General features: G+C 59.3%; 22 protein-coding genes. 12 read left to right on the plus strand and 10 right to left on the minus strand.

The features are described from left to right. Positions 1-102: 102 nt before the first annotated feature. A complete protein-coding gene (locus EPZ47_RS04945) occupies positions 103-837 on the plus strand; it encodes a YiaD family glycine zipper/OmpA-like lipoprotein (protein WP_018604257.1) in 735 nt (244 codons plus the stop codon). Between the two features lie 114 nt (positions 838-951). Here EPZ47_RS04945 and EPZ47_RS04950 read toward each other — a convergent pair whose 3' ends face one another. The 6 genes from EPZ47_RS04950 to EPZ47_RS04975 form a co-directional block, all read right to left on the minus strand. Further along, positions 952-2,859 (minus strand): alkaline phosphatase D family protein, encoded by a 1,908-nt coding sequence (locus EPZ47_RS04950; RefSeq protein WP_135843784.1) that lies wholly within the window; start codon positions 2,857-2,859, stop codon positions 952-954. A gap of 133 nt (positions 2,860-2,992) precedes the next feature. Then, complete coding sequence (locus tag EPZ47_RS04955; protein ID WP_135843785.1) at positions 2,993-3,988, minus strand: TRAP transporter substrate-binding protein; 996 nt, start codon at positions 3,986-3,988, stop codon at positions 2,993-2,995. 101 nt (positions 3,989-4,089) lie between these two features. Next, positions 4,090-5,373, minus strand: a complete 1,284-nt coding sequence (gene dctM, locus EPZ47_RS04960) for a C4-dicarboxylate TRAP transporter large permease protein DctM (protein ID WP_135843786.1) — start codon at positions 5,371-5,373, stop codon at positions 4,090-4,092. Further along, positions 5,370-6,002 (minus strand): TRAP transporter small permease, encoded by a 633-nt coding sequence (locus tag EPZ47_RS04965; protein WP_135843787.1) that lies wholly within the window; start codon positions 6,000-6,002, stop codon positions 5,370-5,372. Before EPZ47_RS04965 ends, dctM begins: the two co-directional genes overlap by 4 nt. A 63-nt stretch (positions 6,003-6,065) precedes the next feature. Continuing rightward, the gene (gene dctP / locus EPZ47_RS04970) at positions 6,066-7,061 is read right to left on the minus strand and encodes a C4-dicarboxylate TRAP substrate-binding protein DctP (protein WP_135843788.1); all 996 of its coding nucleotides are present in this window, start codon (positions 7,059-7,061) and stop codon (positions 6,066-6,068) included. A gap of 183 nt (positions 7,062-7,244) precedes the next feature. Beyond that, positions 7,245-8,294, minus strand: coding sequence for a hypothetical protein (locus tag EPZ47_RS04975; RefSeq protein WP_135843789.1), 1,050 nt, complete (start codon positions 8,292-8,294; stop codon positions 7,245-7,247). A gap of 115 nt (positions 8,295-8,409) precedes the next feature. Here EPZ47_RS04975 and EPZ47_RS04980 point away from each other — a divergent pair, with 115 nt between their 5' ends. The 8 genes from EPZ47_RS04980 to EPZ47_RS05015 all read left to right on the plus strand — a co-directional run bounded on the left by EPZ47_RS04980 (position 8,410) and on the right by EPZ47_RS05015 (position 16,468). Beyond that, complete coding sequence (locus tag EPZ47_RS04980) at positions 8,410-8,781, plus strand: PH domain-containing protein (protein ID WP_135843790.1); 372 nt, start codon at positions 8,410-8,412, stop codon at positions 8,779-8,781. Positions 8,782-9,156: 375 nt separating this feature from the next. Beyond that, positions 9,157-10,311, plus strand: a complete 1,155-nt coding sequence (locus EPZ47_RS04985) for a mandelate racemase family protein (protein WP_178084234.1) — start codon at positions 9,157-9,159, stop codon at positions 10,309-10,311. A gap of 72 nt (positions 10,312-10,383) precedes the next feature. Then, positions 10,384-12,006 (plus strand): ABC transporter substrate-binding protein, encoded by a 1,623-nt coding sequence (locus EPZ47_RS04990; RefSeq protein ID WP_135843791.1) that lies wholly within the window; start codon positions 10,384-10,386, stop codon positions 12,004-12,006. A 34-nt stretch (positions 12,007-12,040) separates the two neighbouring features. Next, on the plus strand, positions 12,041-13,078 hold the full coding sequence (locus EPZ47_RS04995; RefSeq protein WP_135843792.1) for an ABC transporter permease: 1,038 nt from the start codon (positions 12,041-12,043) through the stop codon (positions 13,076-13,078). Continuing rightward, positions 13,078-13,986, plus strand: coding sequence for an ABC transporter permease (locus EPZ47_RS05000; RefSeq protein WP_135843793.1), 909 nt, complete (start codon positions 13,078-13,080; stop codon positions 13,984-13,986). The genes EPZ47_RS04995 and EPZ47_RS05000 overlap by 1 nt, the downstream gene beginning before the upstream one ends. An 11-nt stretch (positions 13,987-13,997) precedes the next feature. Beyond that, a complete protein-coding gene (locus EPZ47_RS05005) occupies positions 13,998-14,837 on the plus strand; it encodes an ABC transporter ATP-binding protein (RefSeq protein WP_135843794.1) in 840 nt (279 codons plus the stop codon). Between the two features lie 10 nt (positions 14,838-14,847). Then, positions 14,848-15,615, plus strand: a complete 768-nt coding sequence (locus EPZ47_RS05010; RefSeq protein WP_135843795.1) for an ABC transporter ATP-binding protein — start codon at positions 14,848-14,850, stop codon at positions 15,613-15,615. A 130-nt stretch (positions 15,616-15,745) separates the two neighbouring features. After that, positions 15,746-16,468 carry an oligogalacturonate-specific porin KdgM family protein gene (locus EPZ47_RS05015; RefSeq protein WP_135843796.1) on the plus strand — a complete coding sequence of 241 codons (723 nt, stop codon included), beginning with the start codon at positions 15,746-15,748 and terminating at the stop codon, positions 16,466-16,468. An 11-nt stretch (positions 16,469-16,479) separates the two neighbouring features. Here EPZ47_RS05015 and EPZ47_RS05020 read toward each other — a convergent pair whose 3' ends face one another. Beyond that, the gene (locus EPZ47_RS05020) at positions 16,480-17,223 is read right to left on the minus strand and encodes a FadR/GntR family transcriptional regulator (RefSeq protein WP_135843797.1); all 744 of its coding nucleotides are present in this window, start codon (positions 17,221-17,223) and stop codon (positions 16,480-16,482) included. 97 nt (positions 17,224-17,320) lie between these two features. Here EPZ47_RS05020 and EPZ47_RS05025 point away from each other — a divergent pair, with 97 nt between their 5' ends. The 3 genes from EPZ47_RS05025 (at position 17,321) to EPZ47_RS05035 (ending at position 20,718) form a co-directional block, all read left to right on the plus strand. Then, a complete protein-coding gene (locus tag EPZ47_RS05025) occupies positions 17,321-18,034 on the plus strand; it encodes a FadR/GntR family transcriptional regulator (protein ID WP_135843798.1) in 714 nt (237 codons plus the stop codon). Positions 18,035-18,285: 251 nt separating this feature from the next. Further along, positions 18,286-19,446, plus strand: coding sequence for a hypothetical protein (locus EPZ47_RS05030; RefSeq protein ID WP_135843799.1), 1,161 nt, complete (start codon positions 18,286-18,288; stop codon positions 19,444-19,446). A 309-nt stretch (positions 19,447-19,755) separates the two neighbouring features. Next, positions 19,756-20,718, plus strand: coding sequence for an IS110 family transposase (locus EPZ47_RS05035; protein WP_135843800.1), 963 nt, complete (start codon positions 19,756-19,758; stop codon positions 20,716-20,718). Between the two features lie 68 nt (positions 20,719-20,786). On the opposite strand, the gene EPZ47_RS05040 is transcribed toward EPZ47_RS05035, so the two are convergent. From EPZ47_RS05040 to EPZ47_RS05050, 3 genes are all read right to left on the minus strand, one after another. Continuing rightward, positions 20,787-21,203, minus strand: a complete 417-nt coding sequence (locus tag EPZ47_RS05040; RefSeq protein ID WP_135843801.1) for a VOC family protein — start codon at positions 21,201-21,203, stop codon at positions 20,787-20,789. 126 nt (positions 21,204-21,329) lie between these two features. Next, positions 21,330-22,061, minus strand: coding sequence for a transporter substrate-binding domain-containing protein (locus EPZ47_RS05045; RefSeq protein WP_135843802.1), 732 nt, complete (start codon positions 22,059-22,061; stop codon positions 21,330-21,332). 80 nt (positions 22,062-22,141) lie between these two features. Next, on the minus strand, positions 22,142-22,669 hold the full coding sequence (locus EPZ47_RS05050; RefSeq protein WP_178084235.1) for a GNAT family N-acetyltransferase: 528 nt from the start codon (positions 22,667-22,669) through the stop codon (positions 22,142-22,144). Positions 22,670-22,731 lie beyond the last annotated feature (62 nt).

The raw sequence follows: 22,731 nt of genomic DNA on the forward strand, positions 1-22,731 counted from the left end.
GCGCAGCGGTACGGAATTTTTGCCCCTGGCCGCGTTCCAACGCCTGCCAGGGTCCATTGTCAGAAGACCTTGCACCCAGAATTGAAAAACCAGGAGCATTCCATGTTCACCTCGCGTCGCTTGATCGTTGTTGCTACTGCAGTAGCCCTGTTGTCCGGCTGTGCGTCGCCTAACCCTTATGACAACCAGGGCCAGGCTTCCACGGAGTCTTCAGGCATGAGCAAGACCGCCAAGTACGGCGGCCTCGGTGCCCTGGCTGGTGCATTGGCCGGTGCGGCCATCGGTCATGATAATCGCGGCAAAGGCGCGTTGATCGGCGCCGCCGTAGTGGGGGCTTCCGCAGCCGGTTATGGCTATTACGCTGACCAACAGGAAAAGAAACTGCGGGCGAGCATGGCCAATACCGGCGTTGAAGTGCAGCGCCAGGGCGACCAGATCAAGCTGATCATGCCGGGCAACATCACCTTCGCCACCGATTCGGCGAACATCGCGTCCAGCTTCTACCAGCCGCTGAATAACCTGGCCAACTCCCTCAAGGAGTTCAACCAGAACCAGATCGAAATCGTCGGCTACACCGACAGCACCGGCAGCCGCCAGCACAACATGGACCTGTCCCAGCGTCGTGCCCAGAGCGTGGCGACCTACCTGACATCCCAAGGCGTGAGCGGCGCGAACCTGTCGGCCCGCGGCGCCGGCCCGGACAATCCGGTGGCCAGCAACGCCGACGTCAATGGCCGTGCGCAAAACCGTCGCGTCGAGGTCAACCTCAAGGCCATCCCCGGCCAGCAATACCAGGCCCCACAGCAGCAGGGCCAGACTTACCAGCAATACCCATAACGGCTGGGCGGCAAATGAAACGGGGGTCCTGGAAACAGGGCCCCCGTTTTTTTGTGGCTGCCAGTTCCAGTCACAACCAACAGTGTGGGAGCGAGCTTGCTCGCGATAGCGGTCTCAGGCCGGGGGCGATTTCGGTGGCAGCATGCGGGTCGGTGGTTTGCCGTCGGCGTTGTGCTGGTAGATCTTCGCGGGCTGCCCCTGCTCATTGAAGAACACTTGGCCAATCCCTGCTGAGTTCCACAGGCGCTCCCCGGCCTCGGCGTGTTCCGGGGTGTGGGGGACGATGCGCATGCTCCGGCGCTTGGTGAACCAGTTCAGGGGCGAGCGCGGCGAGTAGAGCCAGCGGTTCAGGCGGTCGAACCATTCCAGCAGCGCCGGTGGGAATTCATTCTTGATGCCACTGCTGGTGATCTGCCAGATGCGCGGACCGCCCTTGCGGTGTGGGATCAAGACCTCGTAGACGAAGGAATAATGCACATCGCCTGACAGCACCACGTAATTACCCGGTGTACGCGAGTGTCGGAAAATGTTCAGGATCACCTGGGCCGAGCCGCGATGGGCCATCCAGTTTTCCGCGTCCACCAGCAGCGGATAACCGCACCAACTGAACACCCGCTGCACCGTCTCGATCAGCTTCACGCCGAAGATCGGCGCCGGCGAGACGATGATGGCCGAAGGATGATCCAGCAGTTCCTGTTGCAGTTCGCTCAGGGCTTCCCAATCCAGCAGGCCGGAAGGTTGCTTGAGGTTGTTTTCGCCGCGCCAACGGCGGGTACGTGTATCGAGCACCACCAGGGCTGGAGAGCTGGGCAGCACGTAATGCCATTGCTGGAAGCTCAACAGCGTGTCGATCAACTTGTCCTGGGGAGCGCTGTCGAGGTAGCGGTCCCGGGCGGTGTCGCTCAGGGCCACGGTTTGCCGGAGCACGTCATCGAACGCGTCCGGGTTGTTACCCCAGCCCTGGCAGAGCATGTAGGCGATCAACGCGTTGCCGATGATGCGTTTGGAAAACGGATGGCTGTAGGCCGTTTCCTCCCACTGCGCGGATAAATTCCAGTCATCGGTAATATCGTGATCGTCGAAAATCATCAGGCACGACAAGTGCGCAAACACCCGCGCCACACCGCCAAGCCCTGCCTTGAAAGCCTCGATGCGTTGCAGTTCCAGGTCATAACGTTGACGTCGCTCGGCGGTCAGCTCGGGTGGTTGCGGGGCGATCAGCGTCCACGGGACCGGCGACCATACCAGCAGGTACATCGCCATGACCTCGGCGAACGTCACCAGGTGATTGTCAGCGCTGCTGCTGGTGAAAATCGGCTTACGCGCCCCGCCGAAAAATCGCTCGCGCAGGGTTTCGTTGCTCTCAAGCGCTGGTAACAAATCGGCGCGATGGTAATAGCTGGCCGGATGCTGATAAAGCTTGGCGCTGTCCTCCACTACGGCGCCGTCCAGGCATTCCTCGTACAACCCCAGGCGCTCGATCAACCCGTGAATCGCCCGCAACATCGGCCCGGCGACGTCATCGGCGTAGACCTGATCGCCGCTCATCATCAAGAGCGCGGGTCGTTGTTCTGGATTTCCTGCCAGCAGCCGGTCGACGCAGAGTAGGCCGTCGTTGGCCGGGTAATGGGGTTTGCGGCAGGAGCCGTGGACCAACTGCTCGATGCGCGAGTGCAGCACGAAGTTCGGACACCGCGCTTGGCCGTACAACAGATGCGGCGCCCATTCAGCGATCGGGACGCCGTCCACCAGCAGGTCGTAGTCAATCACAACGTCCTGGGGCAGGGGAGTGTCCAGCTTTACATCGATCAGGTGTACGAAAGCCTGCTGCCCCACCGGCACCACGGTGCATTGCGTGGCATCCAGCGTCAGATCGCCCATGCCGTCCACCCGCAGCGTCAATCCCAACGGTCGCGTGCCCACCAGCCACATCACCAACCGCGTGGGCTCCAGCCGCCGCAACAGCGGACCGACCAGGACAGGGGGCAGGGTATGGGTGATGTCAGGGGTGGACGACAGCATCAGCGGATAAAGCTCTGTTCAGGGAGAGGCGGGGATCATAGCGCAATGTGCTTTGCAACTGGGCTTGGGAAGGCGCCGCGGCGAACTCGTTTTTATGGCGAGGGAGCAAGCCCCCTCTCCACTGGGTATTCCCTCACTGGACCTGGTTGGCCGCCTGCGCCGCCTGGATCAAATCCGGCCCAATCTCCTTTTCAAACTTCGCCCACACCGGCTTCATCTTGTCTCGCCATGCGCTACGTTCCTCGGGTGTGAGGGCAATGATTTCGGTGGTCTTGGCATCGAGCACATGTTGCTTGTCCTGCTGGTTAAACCGCTCCGCTTCTTTGTTGGCATGGGCCGTGGACTCGACCACGATCTTGTCCAGTTCAGTGCGGATATCCGGCGGCAGGCCGTTCCAGAAGTCAGAGGTGGTGATCAGCATGTAGTCGAGGATGCCGTGGTTGGTCTCGGTGACGTATTTCTGCACTTCATGCAGTTTCTGGTTGTAGAAGTTGGAGTAGGTGTTTTCTGTGCCATTGACCAAACCGGTGCGTAAACCTTGGTACACCACCGAGAAAATCATCGGTTTCGGCTTGGCGCCCACCGCCTTGAACTGTTCTTCCAGCACCGTGGAGGTCTGTATCCGGAACGCCAGGTCGAGGGCATCTTCAGGCTTGCGCAGTGGCTTGTCGGCCGACAACTGCTTCATGCCGTTGTGCCAATAGGCCAAACCTGTAACGTTCTTGCTCTCCATGGACTTGAGCAGTTTCTGGCCGGCGGGGCTCTGCTGGAAGCGATCCACGGCGGCGATGTCGTCAAACAAAAACGGCAAGTCGAATAGCTGCACCGACTTGGTGTACTGGTCGAACTTGGCCAGCGACCGCGCAATGATTTGCACGTCCCCCAGCAGCAGCGCCTCCATCTCCTTGTCATCGCCATACAGTGTGGAGTTGGGATACACCTCGACCTTCACCTTGCCCGGCAGTCGTTCCTCTGCCAGTTGCTTGAACATCAACGCGCCCTGGCCCTTGGGCGTTTGCTCGCCTACCACGTGGGAGAACTTGATCACGATCGGTTCGGCCGCCATGACCGTGCCCAACGCACCGAAAACCAGGGTGCAGGCGAGCGCTTTCCATATAGGTTTGAGCATTGCGAGTTTCCCTTTATTTGTCTTTATCCTGCGACCTCATTCAAAACCCGGCGCACAGCGGGCAACTGCTACTCCAGAAGACACCGCTGTGGCCACGGTACTCAACTCATTCCCAGCCAATTCGGTAGCGCCAGTGAAATCCACGGTACATAGGTAATCAGCACCAGGAACGCCAGCAAAATCATCAACCACGGCATGGCCGCGCGGATGGTGGCGGGCAGGGACATGCCGGTCACCGCCGAGGTGACGAACAGGTTCAGGCCCACCGGTGGCGTAATCAAACCGATCTCCAGGTTCACCACCATGATGATGCCCAGGTGGATTGGGTCGATGCCCAGTTTCATGGCGATAGGGAACAGGATCGGCGCCAGGATCAGGATGATCGCCGAGGGTTCCATGAACGCGCCAGCAATCAGCAGCACGATGTTCACCACCAGCAGGAACGTCACTGGCGTCAGTCCGGCATCGATCACCCATGCGGTGATTTGCTGCGGCAGTTGCTCGGTGGTCAGCACGTGAGCGAAAAGCATGGCGTTGGCGATGATGAACATCAGCATGATGCTCAGCTTCGCCGACTCCAGCAGCACCTTCGGCGTCTCGCGAAACGTGAGGTCCTTGTAGACGAACAGCGCGATGAAAGCCGAATACACAGCGGCCACCGCTGCGGCTTCGGTCGGGGTAAACATCCCGGAGTAAATCCCGCCGAGGATGATGACCATCAGCAGCAGACCCCAGAGGGCCTTGCGCGCCGTGGACAGCCATTCGCGGAACGTCGCCCGGGGCAGGGCTGGCAGGTTCTTCTTCACGGCTACGATGTAGATCGCCACCATCAAGGCAAACCCCAGCAGCAGGCCCGGGATCACCCCGGCCATGAACAACTTGCCCACCGACGTTTCTGTCGCCGCAGCGTACACCACCATTACGATCGAGGGCGGAATCAGGATCCCCAAGGTACCGGCATTGCACACGATGCCCGCGCCAAACGCCTGTGGATAACCCGAGCGCACCATCCCGGCAATGGCAATGGAACCCACTGCCGCCACGGTCGCCGGGCTGGAGCCGGACAGCGCCGCAAACAACATGCAGGCCAGCACCGCCGCAATCGCCAGGCCGCCACGGATATGTCCGACACAGGCGTTGGCAAAGTCGATCAGCCGTCGTGCCACGCCGCCGGTGGTCATGAACGCACCGGCCAGCAGGAAGAACGGAATCGCCAGTAACGTGTAGTGCTCGGAAGTTTCGAACAGCTTGATCGCCAGCGAACGCACCGAGTCCGGGCTGAAGAAAATAATGGTCAGCGAACCGGCCAGCCCCAACGAAATAGCGATGGGCACGCCGATAAACATCAGCGCGAACAGCGCCACGAACAGGAAGGCAATGGTCATGGCTTGTCTTCCTCATGTTCGGTCAGCTTGATGGCTTCCGCCGCTTCATCAGCCAGGCCCAGGCCGGTCTGACGATTCATCAGGATGCGTACGAGAATTTCCGCGAAGCGGATAAACACCAAGGTAAAACCCACCGGCACGATCAACCCGATGTGCCATTGCATGATGCCGAAATGGCCAAGGTCTTCGGCGCCAATCTCGGCGATCATCAAGGTATTGATCCACTCGAAACTCGCCACCGCCAGCAGCCCGGCGTAGGCCAGGCAACACAGGCAGGCGATCACGCCGATGAAGCGTTGCACCGGTTTGCTTGCCAGTTTCACCAGCGCATCGACGCCGATATGCCCGGCCGTGCGCACGCCATACGCCAGCCCGAAAAAGATCAACCAGCCAAACAAGGCCTTGGTCAGTGACGTGCTCCAGGTCATGGCCTGGGCCATGCCCATGATGCCGTCGCCAATGGCAAACATCGGCTCGCTGGCAGCCGGCCAGCTGTCACCGAGGCTGTAGAAAACGGTATAGAGGTTGTTGAGCACGACATAGACGAATGTAACCAGCGTCATGGCGGCCAGGAGGAAGGCAATGAAACCTTCCTCGAAGTGTTCCCAAATGCGCCGAAGGGCGTTCATGGATGACATCTCCTGCTGGAGGGACGACAGGCCGGCGCCGTCAGGGCGGCACCGGCCAACCCATTACTGAGCCTTGTTGGAGGCTTCGGCGGCTTTGATCAGGTCAGCGCCGATGTCACCTTCGAACTTCTTCCACACCGGTTTCATCTTGTCGCGCCATTCACTGCGTTCTTCAGGCGTGAGGGTAATGATTTCGGTGGTCTTGGCATCGAGGATGCGTTGCTTGTCATGCTGGTTCAACTGCGCCGCTTCCTTGTTCACATGCGCGGTCACTTCAACCAGGATCTTGTCCAGCTCGGTGCGCAGGTCTGGAGACAGGCCATTCCAGAACTTGGTATTGGTGATCAGCATGTAGTCGAGTACACCGTGATTGGACTCGGTGATGTACTTCTGCACTTCATGCATTTTCTGGCTGTAGATGTTCGAGTACGGGTTTTCCGCACCGTTGACCACGCCAGTCTGCAAGCCTTGATACACCTCGGCGAAACTCATCTTGCGTGGGTTGGCGTTCACCGCTTTGAATTGTTCTTCCAACACTGCCGATGCCTGCACCCGGAACTTCAAGCCGCGGGCGTCCTTGGGTTCACGCAGCGGTTTGTTGGCCGACAGCTGCTTCATGCCGTTGTGCCAATAAGCCAGGCCGGTGATGTTCTTGCTTTCCATGGACTTGAGCAGCTTCTGGCCTTCAGGGCTCAACTGGAAACGGTCCACCGCGGAAATGTCATCGAACAAAAACGGCAGATCGAACAACTGCACGGTCTTGGTGTACTGCTCGAACTTGGCCAGCGACGGCGCAATCATCTGCACGTCACCCAACAGCAGGGCTTCCATCTCCTTGCCATCGCCGAACAGCGAGGAGTTAGGGTAGACCTCGACTCTCACCTTGCCTGGCAGCCGTTCTTCCACCAGTTTCTTGAACAGCAGTGCGCCTTGGCCTTTGGGCGTTTGTTCGGCGACCACATGGGAGAACTTGATGACCACCGGGTCCGCAGCCATGGCCGTGCCCAATGCACTGAGGGCCAGGGTACAGGCGAGCGCTTTCAAAATAGGTTTGAACATTGCGGGGATTCCTCTTGTTTTTGTATTTATCGTGCGGGCTCATTCAAAACCCGGTGTACAGCGGACAACTGCAAGTCTAGGAGAAAAATTGATGGCTGCATGCTGGCGAAGTCAAACAGTGGCGTCGGTAGCCGGTGTTGTCTGGAACTGGCGACCCGCGCCACCGTGCGTGGTGGCTGTTTGTTATTTGCGCTTCCAGCACTCCGCAAACCGCGCGCACACCCCATAACGCTCATCCATCTGCGCCATCCGCTCCAGGTGATGATCCACGGCTTCGAGCGTAACGCCGTTCCCGATCCGGAAGTACTCCACCATCATCGCCACGTTCAGATCGGTTTCAGCCTTCTCCGGCTTGGCATTGGCCGCTTTTGGCAACGCCCACTGTTCCAGCTGCTCGTCCTTCAACTGCCGCAGGCGCGTCTGGTATTGCTCCTTGAAACGTTCCATTGAGCGCGCTTTGCTCTGCGCCATGTCATCGCCAAAGGTCTTCAGGTTTGCCCGGTACAGCGTCCAGTAGTCAGCCGGCAGCTCGAAGCCGAGCTTGGCCTTGCGTTCGCTGATCAAAGTGTCGAGTTTCTCTGGCGAATAACTCTCGATTTTTTCCTTGGCAGGATCAGTCTTTACGGTGACGACCAGGCTTTTATCGATAACCCGGTTCATCAGCTCCAGGCGATGTGGGGTATCTGCGTAGATCTTGGGAAACAGCGGACTGCGACCAGCGCAGGCGGGGAAGTCGTTTTTCAAGACTGGAATCGGCGTGCGCACATCCTTGCCGTCGACCCGTTGCAGGCGCTGCAACTGCGTCTGGCAAAAATTTCTCTCGGATTTGAACGTCACTTCATATTCGGTATTGGCCTCGGGCGTAAAGTTGAAGCCCTTGCCGCACACGGCATAACCGGTGTTCATGTTGGTGCGCAGGTAAATCTGCTCGCCGGGCTTGAGCTTGACCTCCAGGTAGCCCTTGGCGTCCTTGGGCGCGGGAACGCTCATTCCCACCCGCCGCGCGGTATCGCTCAACAGCAGGTTGTTGAGAATACCCGTGGTCTGCCCGTCGCAATGGGCTGCATCGAAATAATCCAGCGTGGCGTTGCTGGTATTGGCGACGAACCGCAACTTGGCGGCATCCGGTTCGGTGGCGTCGGGGTAACTGCCGTTGACGCTGCATCCGCCGAGCAATACAAACAACGCGGACAGTGCCAACAACGGGGAAGGGCGGCGGGGCAGGGTGAGCATGGGTCATCCTTGAGGGATAGAAAGTGGATGAATGCTACTGAAGTGCCACTACTGCGTCCATCATGTCCCGCTGAGCCGTAAGCAAACCCATCAGTTTTTTAACAAGGACTTACCGATGATCGATTTCAACAACAAAGGCTTCTTCAAACTCAAGCAAAACGACGAATACGCCGAACGCGTCACGGCCCTCCTGCTGGAGGGCGAACAGGTCATCGACGCCTATAAATCCATGCGCGACGGCGTGGTCTTCACCAACAAACGCATCATCGCGGTGAACGTGCAAGGCATCACCGGCAGCAAAAAAGACTTCACCTCCCTGCCGTACAAAAACATCGTCGCCTACTCGGTTGAAACCTCTGGCACCTTCGACCTGGACTCAGAGCTGGAGATCTACTTCTCATCCCTGGGCAAAGTGAAATTCGAATTCACCGGCAAGACAGGCATTGTTGAAATCTCCAAGCTGATCTCCAGACATCTTCTGGCCTGACCCGCTCCCTGGCGGGGTATTCACAAACTCCAAGTCCACCGCCAATCCCCTGTGGGAGCGGGCTTGCTCGCGAAGGCGGTGGCCCATCCCACATCACCGGCCCAGACCCACCGCTATCGCGAGCAAGCTCGCTCCCACAGTTCCTGCATTCAATGACTGCTCCCGCCTGGGGTAAGTGGTATCGCTTTTATGTCGCGTGGTATGACGACATTGTTGGTTGTCCTTCGAGAAAATAATAGCCTTTCCTCAGATGCACCCAAGATTACGCAAGTTTTATTGCGTATCCGGGGTTGACAGCTCGCCGCAAACGTCAGAATAATCCGGCACGTTGTATGACGACATACAAATTAATAACAAGATATGGTGCTCCTTCCTATGAGAATCACAGGCGTTCACGTCGAAGTTTTTGCCACCCCTTCGCGCCGTGCCCAGGACAGCGCCGGCCATGCTCATCCAGGCGATGAGGTCATGATCAAGATGGCTTTGCTGCGAATCGGTTGCGACGATGGCTCCGAGGGTTATGCCTTTGGCCCGCCTGAGTTGATTCGTCCGCACATCATTGAATCGTTCGTGCGCAAAGTGCTGATCGGTCGCGATCCGATGGACCGCGAAAGCATCTGGCAAGACCTGGCGCACTGGCAGCGCGGCAGTGCCGGGCAGTTCACCGACCGGGCGCTGGCGCTGGTGGAGCAGGCGTTGTGGGACTTGGCCGGACGCACGCTAAAATTGCCGGTGCACAAGTTGATTGGCGGTTATCGCGACAAGGTTCCGGCGTACGGCTCGACGATGTGCGGCGATGACCTGCCAGGCGGCTTGTCCACGCCGGACGAGTACGCTCAGTTCGCCGAGAAGCTGGTCCAGCGCGGTTACAAGGCCATCAAGCTGCACACCTGGATGCCGCCGATTTCCTTCGCGCCGAATCCGCAAATGGACATCCAGGCCTGCGCCGCCGTACGTGAGGCGGTCGGTCCCAACATCGCGTTGATGCTCGACGGTTACCACTGGTACAGCCGCATGGACGCACTGACCATCGGCAAGGCCCTGGAGCAGCTGGATTTTGCTTGGTTCGAAGAGCCGATGATGGAAGACTCCGCAGAGTCCTATGCCTGGCTCGCGGCCAACCTGGACATCCCTGTGCTGGGCCCGGAAAGCATCGCCGGCAAGTTTCACAGCCGCGCCAGTTGGGTGACACAAAAATCCTGTGACATCCTGCGCGCGGGTGTGGCCGGGGTCGGCGGTATCGGGCCGTGCCTGAAGGTGGCGCACCTGGCGGAGTCGTTCGGCATGGATTGCGAAGTCCATGGCAATGGCGCGGCGAACCTGGCGGTGGTCGGGGCGATCAGCAACTGCCGCTGGTACGAGCGTGGCCTGCTGCACCCGTTCCTTGACTACGAAGAAGTCCCGGCGCACCTCAATAGCATCGTCGACCCGATGGACGCCGACGGTTTTGTGCACCTCTCGGATCGGCCAGGGTTGGGCGAGGACATCAACTTCGCGTATATCGAGGCCAATACCTTGTCTCGACATTGATCGCGCATCACGTCCGAGGCGGATAACTGCCCGGACGACCAAGTCTTTATAAATATAAGAAAGGACTGAACCATGAAACTCTGGCCCAAGCGCCTGACCAGGCTGCTGTGTGTCGCCGTGGCCCTGTGCACAGTGCAAGTGCCCATCAGCCTGGCTCAGGGCGAAACGCCCGCCGACCAATTGGTGGTGGGCATGAGCATGATCAACCTGCTGTCCCTGGACCCCGCTGCGGCGACGGGTCTGGAGGTCGCCGAAGTCAACGCCAACGTCTATGACATGCTCCTGGAGCAGGACGCGGCGCAGCCGGACAGGCTGATCCCCGCCCTGGCGAAAACCTGGGAAATCAGCCCCGACCGCATGCGCCTGACCTTCCAGTTGCGCGACGACGTGCGTTTTCACTCCGGCGCAGCGCTCACCGCCCAAGACGTCGCCTGGTCGCTGCAGCGGGTGGTCACCCTCAACCGCGCCCTGGCTTCGACCTGGAAAGCCTACGGTTTCACCGCCGACAACGTCGTCCAGCTGATGCGCGCCGAAGGGCCGCACACCTTTGTCATGGAGCTGCCGCGCAGCACCGATCCGATGCTGGTGCTCAACACCCTGGCGACCTCTCCCAGTGCCTTCATCATTGATCGCAGCGTCGCCTTGCAACATCAGGTCGGCGACGATCAGGGCGCGGCGTGGCTGGCGACCCACACGGCGGGCTCCGGCGCCTTCAAGCTCGACATCTGGCGGGCCAACGACGTGATTCTGATGAGTCGTCATGACGACTATTGGCGCGGTCCTGCGAAGTTGCGCCGGGTGATCATGCGCAACATGACCGAGTCCCAGGCGCTGCGTCTGATGGTCGAGCGCGGTGACCTGGACGTCGCCCGAGGCATGGCCGCCACCGACATCAAGGCTCTGGGCAAGGTCGATGAGGTGCGCATCCAGAGCATCGCCCGCGGCACGCTGTACTACGTGGCGATGAGCATGCAGCAACCGTTGTTCCAGGACATCCGCGTACGCCAGGCCATCCGCCTGCTGATCGACTACCAGGGCATCAATGATGTGGTGATGCCGCACTACGGCGTGATCAATCAGCGGCCCTTGCAACTGGGGCTGCCGGCGCGCCTGGACGATCCGGGTTATCGCCTGGACGTGGCCGAGGCCAAACGGCTGCTGGCAGCGGCGGGGCACGCCGAGGGCTTCAAGGTGAGCATCCGTTCGCTGACCGATCCGCCGTTCATCAACATCGCCACCAGCCTGCAAGCGACACTGGCCCAGGCGGGTATCGAGGCGACGATCATCACCGGCACCGGCAACCAGATCTACGGGGCGATGCGCGACCGCCAGTTCGACATCCTCGTCGGTCGTGGCGGTGGCGGGGCGGAGCGTCATCCGCATTCGAGCCTGCGGGCCCTGGTCTACAACCCGGACAACCGCACCGAAGCCAAGCTGAGCAACTTCCAGGGCTGGCGCACCTCGTTCTTCAACCCGCAGCTCAATCAACTGATCGAGCAGGCCGAGCGCGAGCGTGACCCTGAGCGCCAGCGCGAAATCTACGCGCAGATCCAGACCCTTTACGACCAACAGGCCGGGGCGATCATGCCGGTCTCACAGATGGTCGACGAAGTGGTGATCCATGCGGATGTGCGCAACTACATCGGCCACACCGCCGCCACCACGCGTCTTCGGGACGTCTACAAGCAGCGCTGAAATCGACGGCCCCAGGGCCAAGGCAGGAAAGAACATGTCGACTGCATCCTTTTCAATCTGGACCACCCGGGCTGCTTCGGCGACCCGGCGCGGCGGCTCGGTGGCGGTGACGCTGCTGGGGTTGCTGCTGCTGACCTTTTTCATCGGTCGCGTCATGCCCCTGGACCCGGTGCTGGCCATCGTCGGCCCGGACGCCGACGCCTCGGCCTATGCCCAGGTGTACAAAGAACTGGGCCTGGATAAACCGTTGTGGACCCAGTTCGCGATCTACTTAGGCGACCTGCTGCACGGTGACTTCGGCATGGCCCTGCTGACCGGCAACCCGGTCATCACCGACATCGCCCGGGTTTTCCCGGCCACTTTGGAACTGGCCACCCTGGCCATTCTGTTCGGTGTGCTGGCGGGCCTGCCGCTGGGTGTCTACGCCGCGACCCACCAAGGCCGCGCCGGGGACCATATCGCCCGACTGATCACCCTGTTTGGTTATTCCACGCCGATTTTCTGGATCGGCATGATGGCTTTCCTGGTGTTCTACGCCTGGCTAGGTTGGGCCGGTGGCGTCGGGCGCATCGGCCTGGCCTATGACGGGCTGATCCCGAAACACACCGGGCTGTTGTTGATCGACACCGCCTGGTCCGGCGACTGGGAGGCCTTTCGCAGTGCGTTGCGCCACATCCTGCTGCCGGCGGTGATCCTCAGTTTCAATTCGGTGGCCTACATCAGCCGCATGACCCGCAGCTTCATGCTCGAGCAACTGTCCCAGGAATACATCATCACCGCCCGGGTCAAGGGTTTGTCCCAGCGGCGCATTGTCTGGGGCCACGCCTTCGGCAACATCCGCGTGCAGCTGTTGACCATCGTCGCGCTGGCCTACGGTGGCCTGCTGGAGGGCGCGGTGTTGATCGAAACCGTGTTTGCCTGGCCGGGCTTTGGCCAGTACCTGACCAGCAGTTTGCTGCTCGGTGACATGAACGCGGTGATGGCCTGCGTGCTGTTGATCGGCCTCATCTTCGTGACGCTGAACCTGATCAGCGACGCGCTGTACAAGATCTTCGACCCGAGGACTCGCTAATGAACCTGCCCCTGGCTTCCAGCGCATCCGGCGCCACCGCGCTGCCCGCTTCCAGTACCGCAGCGATGGCCGCCAGCGCTTTGCGCCTGCTGCGTTTTTTACTGCGTAACCCGATGACCTTCGCCGGCCTGGTCGTCGTCTCGACCCTGATGCTGGTGGCGGCTTTCGCGCCTTGGATCGCTGGCCACGATCCGCTGTTGCAGAACCTTGCCGGCGCGTTGCAGGCGCCGAGCAGCGCGCACTGGTTCGGCACTGACGAATACGGTCGCGATGTCTTCGCCCGGCTGGTGTATGGCTCGCGCATCACGCTGTACATCGTCTTGCTGGTGACGGTGATTGTCGGCCCCATCGGCCTGCTGGTCGGAACGGTGTCCGGCTACTTCGGCGGTTGGGTCGACAGCCTGTTCATGCGCATCACCGACATCTTCATCTCGTTCCCCAGCCTGGTCCTGGCGTTGGCGTTCATCGCCGCCCTCGGCCCGGGACTGGAGCACGCGGTGATCGCCATCGCACTCACCGCATGGCCGCCGATTGCCCGGCTCGCCCGCGCCGAAACCCTGCCGTTGCGCAACGCTGACTTCGTCGTCGCGGTGCAGCTTCAGGGCGCGTCGAGTACCCGGGTCATCCTGCGGCACATCATTCCGATGTGCCTGTCGTCGGTGATCATCCGCCTGACCATGAACATGGCGAGCATCATCCTCACCGCCGCCGCCCTGGGTTTTCTCGGCCTCGGCGCCCAGGCACCGTTGCCGGAGTGGGGCGCGATGATCTCCACCGGGCGGCGCTACATGCTCGAAAGCTGGTGGCTGGTGGCGGCGCCCGGTGCGGCGATCATGCTGGTCAGCCTGGCCTTCAACCTGTTGGGCGACGGCTTGCGCGACGTCCTCGACCCGCGCAGCCAATCCTGAGGAGCAGCCCCATGACTGAGATAAAACTTGCCGTGCAGGACCTGTGTGTGGAATTTCGCAACGCCGGCAAAACTTCCCTGGCCGTGCGTGATGTGTCGTTCACCCTGGGCCGGGAAAAACTCGCCATTGTCGGTGAATCCGGCTCGGGCAAATCCACCGTGGGCCGCAGCCTTTTGCGTCTGCATCCACCGACGGCGCGGGTCACTGCCAAGACCTTGCGCTTCGCCGATATCGACCTGTTGGCTGCCAGCGAGAAGCAGATCCAGGCGATTCGCGGTGCGCGCATGTCGATGATCATGCAAGACCCCAAATACTCGCTGAACCCGGTGGTGCGGGTCGGTGAACAAATCGCCGAGGCCTATCTGGCCCATCACAGAGTGCCCCATCGCGAAGCCCGCGAGCGCGCCCTGGACATGCTCGCCAAGGTGCACATTCGTGACCCCCGGCGGGTCTACGACCTGTACCCCCATGAAGTTTCGGGCGGCATGGGCCAGCGGATCATGATCGCCATGATGGTCATCACCGACCCTCAGGTGATCATCGCTGACGAACCGACCTCGGCCCTCGATGTTTCGGTGCGCCGCCAGGTGCTCAACGTGTTGGAGGAGTTGGTCAGCGAGCGCGACCTGGGGCTGATTTTCATCAGCCACGATTTGAACCTGGTGCGACATTTCTGTGACCGCGTGCTGGTGATGTACGCCGGCCGCGTGGTCGAGTCGATTGCCGCCGCCGACCTGGACCAAGCCAGTCATCCCTACACTCGTGGCCTGTTGGCCGCACTGCCCAGCCTGGATCATCGGCGCGCCACCTTGCCGGTGTTGCAGCGTGACCCACAGTGGTTGAATGCTTGAGGAGCCTGTCATGAGCATGATCGAAATCGCCGGCCTGAACCTCTGTTTTGGCACCGGCGCGGCACTGAACGCGGTACTGCACGACGTCGATTTGAGCGTTGCCGAAGGCCAGGCATTCGGCCTGGTGGGGGAGTCCGGTTCGGGCAAGACCACCGTCCTGCGCTGCCTGGCCGGGCAGTACCAGCATTGGACCGGGCAACTGCGGGTCGCCGGCCAAGCCGTGACCCGCAACTTGCCACTGAACCACTACCGCACCGTGCAGATGGTGTTCCAGGACCCGTATGCCTCGTTGCATCCGCGCTACACCGTCGATGCCGCGTTGCAGGAGCCGCTGCGCATTCACGGCATCGAGGGGCGTGCGCAGAAGGTCAGCGAGATCCTGCGCAAGGTCGGCCTGAATGACAGCTTCCGCTTCCGATACCCGCACCAGTTATCCGGTGGCCAGCGCCAGCGTGTGGCGATCGCCCGTGCGCTGATCCTGCGTCCCCGGGTGCTGTTGCTGGACGAGCCGACCTCGGCGCTGGATGTCTCGGTGCAGGCGGAAATCCTCAACCTGCTGGCCGACTTGCGCCGCCAGGAAGGGCTGACCTACCTGATGGTGACCCACGATCTGGCGGTGGTGGCGCACTTGTGCGATCGGGTCGCGGTGATGCAGCAGGGCAGGGTGGTGGAGACGCTCGACAGTCAACTTCTGGCGAGCGACGGCGCCACGCACGCGTATACCCGTTTGCTGGTGCAGGCCAGCCGCGACATACAGCGAATACCTATTGCTGTCTGAAGTGATGAGTTTGTTGCACTTGTTTTAACCCGAAACAGACGTTGAACCGCAGGTTTCAATGCCGCGCACGCGCTCGCCTGTGATTTGGCGTTTAACCCAACTTACTATTCAACCAACAAGAATAAAAAACATGAAAAAGACACTCGTAGTAGTTTCTGTCGCTTCGTTGTTCACATCGGTTGTTGCCCAGGCCGATACCGGCTATATCAACGTTCGCCATCAATATGCGGAAAAAACCCGCATGCACGCCGACCGTGCCAAGTTTGGTATTCGGCTGGACAATGGCGTGGGCCTGGAAGGTGAACTCAAATACAAGACCGCCGGTGACCGGCAAGACGTCGCCTTCGACAATACCGTCGGCAGCGGCCATGAATTCACTGTCAACTACCAGCACAAGATCAATGACCGCTGGACGCTGACGCCTTCGCTGGCCCTGGACAGCGATGAGGAATCCACCACCTACAAACTGGGCCTGCGCCTGGGTTACCGCGTGACCAAAGAGCTGAGCATCGCCGGGCGCTACCGTTTTGATTCAGCCAAGCTTGACCGCGACCAGATCGACCGTGACGTGCCGCATAATGGGCAGGACGATCAGAAGGTCAACCGTTACGATGTTTATATCAACTATGGTCCTCAAGGACCGTGGGCCTATGAATATCAATTGACTTACTTCGATGCCGACTACATTCGCTATAACGGCGGTACCGACGACTATGAACAGAATGCCGTGGTCAAATACCAGTGGGACAAACGCTGGGCGCCGTTCTTTGAAGTGGGTGATATTAAAGTCAACTCGGTCGACAGTGATCGCCAGTTGCGGTTGCGTGTCGGTGTTAAGTACAGCTTCTTCTAAGTTGTGGGCATTTATTCGTTGTAAAAAGCCTGGCGTTGTTGGGTTTCACACAGGCGCATGCGGCTATTACTCAAATGCAAGTACATGGCCGCCCGCGCTGCATCGACATGACCACTGGCGATGGCGTCGAAGATCTGCTGATGTTCGGCGTTGATTCCTTGCAAGTAAGCGCTGCGATCACTTTGCCCGGAGTAAGCGGAGTTCATGCGCGTACGCGGGATCAGCTTCGTACCCAGGTGCTTCATGATGTCGATCAGGTAGTAATTGCCGGCCGCCTTGGCGATTTTCAGGTGGAACTGGAAATCGGCATTGATGGTGGTGCCGGACTTTTCCGGACCTTGCAGCAACGCCTCCAGCGCCTGGGCCAGTTCGGCCAGGGCTTCAGGCGTTGCGCGCTCGGCGGCCATGCCAGCGGCCTGGACTTCCAGGCTCAGGCGAAACTCCAGCAGGTTGAGTACATCCGACAAGGTGGCAATCGTCGCCGGCCCCAGGGTGAAACCCTCCGGTGCCGGCATGTCCAGGACAAAGGTGCCGACGCCATGCCGCGTCTCCACCAGCCCCGCCGCCTGCAAGCGCGACAGCGCCTCACGCACCACCGAACGACTGACGCCTTCGGCTTCCATGATGTGCACTTCGGTGGGAAGCTTTTCGCCGCGCTTGAGAACGCCTTCACGCATGCGCTGGGCAAAGCGGTCGACCAGTGTTTCGGCGAGGCGGCGCGGCTTGTTCAGTGGAGATAACGCTTGATCCGTCATCGGCTTGCTCTTGGGTGATCAGCGGGCATTATAGTGCGTTTCGGCGCAAGGTCGCGGCTATAATGCCGCGATCGTCTGGCTTTAATGGATAGGTGCAATGGACCGTGTCACAACCGATCGACGCCTGAGCATGACCCAGCAACTGGTGGTCGACCTGACGCAGCAGATACTGGCCGGCGAACTGCCCGCAGGCAGCAAACTGCCTACCGAACAGGTGATCATCAAGGAACGCGGCGTCAGTCGGACGGTGGTTCGCGAAGCCATGTCGCGGCTCCAGGCCGAAGGCTTGGTCGAAACCCGCCACGGCATCGGCACCTTCGTGGTCGACACCGCTCGCCCGGGGGATTTCCAGGGCAGCAAGCATGTAAAGGGCGGCGCGTACGACGCTCTAGCGGTGATCGAACTGCGCCTGAGCCTGGAAGTGGAAGCGGCCGGCATTGCCGCGCAACGTTCCACGCCGGAACAGTTGCAGGCGATGCGTGAGGCGCTGGATGCGGCGAACGCTTTCGAGGCAACGGATGACGAAAGCGCCCGGGTGGATTTCGAATTTCATCTGCAGATTGCCCAGTGCACCGGCAACAGCTTCTTTATCGATGCCATGGCTCATGTGGGGAGTGCGTTGATCGCGGTTATCCAACAGGCCGGACCTGCTGTCACGGTTGAAAATCGGGCGTTGGTGATTCGCGAGCGCGAGCAGATCTATGCAGCGCTGGCGCGGCGTGATGCGGAAGCTGCACGGGCGTCGATGCGGTTGCACTTGATCAACATGCTGCAGCGGATTCGGGGTGTGGTTGAGTTGACGGCGCAGTAACCTCCACAGAACTTGAGCCCGCCACAGCCCCCTGTGGGAGCGAGCTTGCTCGCGATGACGGCGGCACATTCAACATCTCCATTTCAGGCAGACTGCCTTCGCGAGCCGACTCCAGTGGAGCGTGCCTGGGTTCCCCTTGGCTAAAGTTCACCAACAGTAAGTCGATAGTGTCTTTCTGGATGAGTGCATTGATTGAGGCATCAATCAGCGTCTCTCGTTATCGTTTAATTGGGAATGGATAAGGATAGGTAATGGAGCAGGAAGTTGGTACCAAGGACGAGAAACACAAGCGCGTTTCGTTCCAACAGGATATCTATGCCGCGCTGAAACTGATGGCCGAGCACTGGGGCCTGATAGGCAGTCTGGGTGCGTTAATCAGTGCGGTGGTCAGTTTTGCAATCCTGATGACGTATGCGAAGGCGATCGATCGAATCGACCTTTTGCCATTGGTGTTCGATAAGAAACTATCTGCGCTGCTTCCGTGGATGGGCGTGGTTGCCTTTGTCCTGTTTCTTTACATGGTGGTGATGTGTGTCACCACCTTGTTCTATGCGTTAGCCGTGTCCTTTTTCAACCAAACACCGAACCTCAGGCCAGCGGTTGCCCGATGGTTTTTCTGGGCGGCGGTCGTGGGCTCGTTGATTATTGTGGCCTTCGCGTTCCAGGCACCTCTGGTCGACCATTGGATTGTCGCCTTTGTCATCCTTTCAGGCATGAGTGCGGTCTTGGGCTTATCGTTGAAATCAAAAAAAATCCGAATGGCCTTGAAGTTGGTGTCCCTCTTTAACAACCTCAAAGGCCTTGGGGTTTGGTGGCATCAGGCAGGTGTTTTGTTTTTTGCCTACTTTATTTTGATGGTCGCCGTTTTCGCCGCCGTGTACCCGATGTTGATATTGCTGAAGTCGTACACGGGTAAAGACACTCCGGAAGCCATCACCACGCTGATGGTCATTTCCATGGTGGCGGTGGTCTTGTTGTTCTTGCCGGCCTTGATCTTCTTTGTGAGTAAAAAACATATTGTCGCCCGAGGGCTGTTGTCGTTCGGATCGGCATTGCTAGTGACCTTGGTAGTTGTCGCCATCTATCCAGGCGCGAGTTCTACCGTAGTGTTCAAGGCGGCGGGGATGATGGGGGTGCGCGAGACGACTCCACTCAAATATCGGTTGTTGAAGAATTTTGAGGTCAAAGACTTTGATGCGGCGAGCTGGGGAACGGTGGACGTGAGCCGGGACCTCCCGGTTGTAGAAGCCTTTCCACTCTTCTCGCTTGGGGATGTTCTGCTGCTGTGCCCCAGTGGCTTGAGCGGTACGCGCCTGGGCCAGTGGCCGGAGCATTCACATGTCTGCATCGTCACGCAACGCAGTGATGTGGTGATATTGCCCGGCGCGACAGTTGTGCCCGAGCAAACGTAGCAATGGGTTAGACAGCCACAGCCCCTGTAGGAGCGAGCTTGCTCGCGATGACGATGGCACAGCCAGCATCACCGTCCCAGACAGACCGCTATCGCGAGCAAGCTCGCTTGTATGTTTAGACTTGAAGGGGTGGGCGGGACTAAAAGCTCGATTCCGACTCTAGCCAGTACGGACCGTGGGAGACTTCTCGTTCCGCCCTTTCTACCTAAAGCGCCGATAAGGAATTCATCGGTAAAACCGACGATAGAGGCAAGCCAGCGCAAAGGTAGACCCCGACAAGCACCTAAACCCTAGCTCCGAGGATTCGTCATGACAATCCTTAACTCACCAACGGTTATTGGTATCGATGTAGCGAAGGCCGAAATCGTCGTTTACCGCGAAGACCTGAAAATCACTCAAGCCATCGACAACAATCGCGAAGCTCTTGGCCGGTGGCTCAAAACGCTACCAGCCCAAAGCTCGATTGCGCTGGAAGCCACCAGCTTTTATCACCTGGACACAGCTGAGCTGGCCCATGGAATGGGGTTTCATGTTTACGTTGTGGATCCTTATCGGGTGGCCCATTACCGTGAAAGTATTGGTCTGCGGGCTAAAACTGATCCTTGTGATGCGCGTTTGCTGGCTCGCTATCTAACGAACGAGCAAGCAAGGCTGCGTATCTGGAGCCCACCTCCAGAAGCCTACAAAGTGTTAAAGAACCTGCTTAGAAAACGTGCGGCACTCATCAAGGCCCGCGTCAGTATCGTGCTGAGTTTTTCGAACGAACCACGTCTGAAGGACATCTTGGCCCGGCAGCTGGAGGTCTTCAAAGAGTCCGACCAGGCCATTCAGAAACTAATGCGTGAGGCCAGCCAAGCGGCAGGGATCACTGAAAACATCAACCGCTGCAAAGCCATTGAAGGGATTGGTGAACTGACGGCCATTGGCTTGGCGACCGCATTCATGCGCGGTCACTTCGTCAGTGGCGATGCATTCATTGCTTTCTTGGGGATGGATTTGCGCCCAAAAGATTCAGGGAAGAAGCACAGTCCTCGTCACTTGAGCAAAAAAGGGGACGGGGAGCTACGACGCTTGGCGCACAACGCCGCGATGGCGGCCTGTCGGTCTCCTGCCTGGAAGCCTTACTATGAGGCCTTCTTGGCACGAGGCCTGGCCAGAACTCAGGCCTTGGTTATCCTCGCACGCAAGTTGTGTCGGGTAGCATTCGCCCTGATGAAAAATCAGAGCGAATACCAACCAAATTCACGGTTGCAGGGTTCCCCTGCAACATAGAATCTCCCACAGTTTTTGATCGCAGGGTTTACAGGTTTTGTGCCCTGCAGTTCCCGCCAGGTTAAAGCTCAGGGCTCCAGCGCCGGCCCCTTCAGCTCGATCTGATTACCATCCGGATCGAAGCAGTAGATCGACCAACCTTTACCCTCCGCGCCATACCGCATCTGCGCTTTCTCAACACTCAGGCCGGCGGAGGCCAAATGAGCGAGGAGGGCTTGTTCATCAAACGGCTCGATACGCAGGCAGAGGTGGTCGACGTTGTGCCCTTGCTTGCCAGCCGCCGGCCCACCCTGGCGACCAAGCGGCCCGTCGACAGCCACCAGATCGATCATCGAAACACCGGTGCTGAGGTGGATCATGCCCAGATCGTCCCGGCGCTTCTTGAGCTCGCAACCGAGCACGGACGTATAGAAAGCGAGGCTGCGCTCGATGTCTTTTACGCGCAGGACGATGTGGTCAATACGTTGAATCGTGAAGTTCCTCATACAGGCCTCCTGTGTTCAGTAGTGGCAGGGCCAAGGGGTTCCTTCACCATAGCGGACAACGCTGGGATGTCGCCCCACGAATGGACTTCAGCCTGCTGCGAATCAGCGGGCTGCGCGACGTTTTTCTCAGGCTAAAGGCGCGACAGTCACGTCCGCCTGGCCGCTGTCGATCAAAGCCGCACGCACGAAACCGTCCGCTTTCTTTCGCTCGACGAAATCCCTGACGTAGGCCGCGCCGGCTTCATGGGCCCTTGGAACCGCCATGGCTTGCCTGATGGAAGTGAAAGCGTCGGCGAGCACGCGGTATGCCGGGTTGTTGGCCGCCACTTTCTCCAGCGGCTGCCTCACACCGGCTGCCGCATCCAGGGATTTTTCGATGTACAGGTCTACCGCAGCCGCAGAGGTCGCAGCGCGTTCGAGTTGTGCATGTTCCAACGTGCGAGAAAGAAAAAGGTCGTACGCAGCGCCTTGGCCAACGGCGAGTTTTAGTCCCGGTTGGTCGAGATCCTGGACGTGCTGATAGCCCGAATCAGCTGCCACCAAATAAGTCCCTTCGATAATGACGTAAGGTTCGCTGAACGCAATCTGCTCTTCGCGCACAGGCTCAATGGCCAGGAACGCGACGTCCCACACATCCTGATCCAGCGCTGCAAACACTTTGCCGGCGGCATCGAAAGTGACCATCTCCAACTGGGCACCCAGCTCCTGGGCCAGTGCCTTGGCCAAAGCTACCGACACCCCTTGGGGGGAGCCGTCCGGACCCTGTTGAGCCAACACGGGGTTACCGAAATTGATCGCGGCACGCAGCACTCCTTTTGGGGCCAGATCTTCAAGCACTGCACGGTCGAGAGACGTCATCCTTTTTGCTCCGGGTAGGGGGATTATTGGTTTTTATCAACTGGGCAAGGTTTGGAAACGCCCCAGATGAATAGCCTTGATCATACCTGCATGAGGCCAATGGCCTTTTCCATCAACCGCAAACGCAGTTCCGGCTTATCTTGCCTGGCCCCGATATCAATCCAACCATAGTGCCTATAAAACCGCGCCGCCCTCTGGTTCGTTTCGCTCACAGACAACCTCATCCGTTCACATCCCAGCCCTGCAAAAAAGTCGGTGGCGTAGGCCAGCAGCAACTTCCCGGCACCGCGTGATCGCCACTCAGGGGTGAGGTAGAAAAAATGGATGTAGCCCACCGCAGGTTCTGCCTTCAGCCGTGACATTTCTATCTGGCCCACGATCTGTGTTTCATCCCAGGCATGGACAATGCTGCCAGGAAGCTCGGCTGCTTTTTCTTGGAGAGATTGAAGGTAACGCTGTGTGCCATCCGGGTCGTGCAGTTTTTGTGCGGAACCAAACGCGCAGAGCAGCATGTCCTCAAAGAAACGTATGCAAACGCCGCTGTCCCGGTCGAGGTTGACTGGACGCAAATGCAGGAGAAAAACGGGTTGAGCGTCGCCGCGCATCATGGTTCGTGACCTCATGCTTCAATGGGTTGCTACGCTGGTACTGCCAGAATTTGGAACCGACC

It is taken from the genome of Pseudomonas viciae (genome assembly GCF_004786035.1).
Lineage (GTDB): Bacteria > Pseudomonadota > Gammaproteobacteria > Pseudomonadales > Pseudomonadaceae > Aquipseudomonas > Aquipseudomonas viciae.